General features: G+C 49.2%; 1 protein-coding gene and 1 pseudogene. Both read left to right on the forward strand.

Annotation, left to right across the window (positions count from 1 at the left end; genetic code table 11):
* Nucleotides 1-220, forward strand: a 220-nt coding sequence (locus tag A3773_RS18420; protein WP_231902233.1) for a hypothetical protein, incomplete at its 5' end; no start/stop codon positions are given.
* Nucleotides 217-778 (forward strand): annotated as a pseudogene (locus A3773_RS18030) (hypothetical protein); the annotation flags it as partial. The gene A3773_RS18420 and the pseudogene A3773_RS18030, both read left to right, overlap by 4 nt.

Genomic DNA, 778 nt, shown 5'->3' on the forward strand with positions numbered 1-778 from the left:
GGGGGGAGGAAGAGGGAGAAAAAAAGGAGGAAGGAAGGGAGAAAGGAGGGGAGAGAAGAGAGAAAAGAGGAGGAAGAAAGGAAGGAAAAGAAGAAGGGGAGGAAGAGGGAAAAAGGGAAGAAGAAAAAGGGGGGAAAGGGGGGGGGGGGGAAGGAAGGGAAAAAAGAGAGGAAAAGAAAAAAGGGGGGGAAAGAAAGAGAAAGGGGAAGGGGAAAAATGAGGAAAAGACAAAAAAGAAAGAGAAAGAGAAGGAAAAAGGGAAAAGAAAAGAGGATGAAGGGGAAGAAGAAAGAAAGGGGGAAGAAGGAGAGAGAGAAAAAAGGGAAAGGAAGAAAGAAAGGAGAGAGAAAGGAGAGGAGGGAGAGGAAGAAAGGGGAGAGAAGGAAGGAGAAAAAAGGGAGAGAGGGGGAAAGGAGGAGGGGGGGGGGAAAGAGAGGAAGAGGGGAAGGAGGGGAGGGGAGAGGAAGGGAGGGAGGGGAGAAGGAGAAGAAGGAAGGGGAAAAAGGGGGGGAGGGAGAAGGGGGAAGGGAGAAGAAAAAAAGGAAAAGGAGAGGAGGGAAGGGAGAAAGGAGAAAGGGGGAGGAGGGAAAAAAGAAAGAGAAGAGGGAGAGGGAAGAAGAGGAGAAGGGGGGGAAAAAAGAAAGAGAGAGGAAAGAGGAGTTAGAAGAAGGCAAAGGGAAAGAGAAAGGAAAAAAAGAGAGTGAGGAACAAGAACAAGAGCTAACACACCCACTCAAAGAGATTGATGCCTGCGCTCATGCGGTTGCAGAAAACACCG

Source organism: Neptuniibacter pectenicola, from assembly GCF_001597735.1.
In the GTDB taxonomy this organism is placed as follows: domain Bacteria; phylum Pseudomonadota; class Gammaproteobacteria; order Pseudomonadales; family Balneatricaceae; genus Neptuniibacter; species Neptuniibacter pectenicola.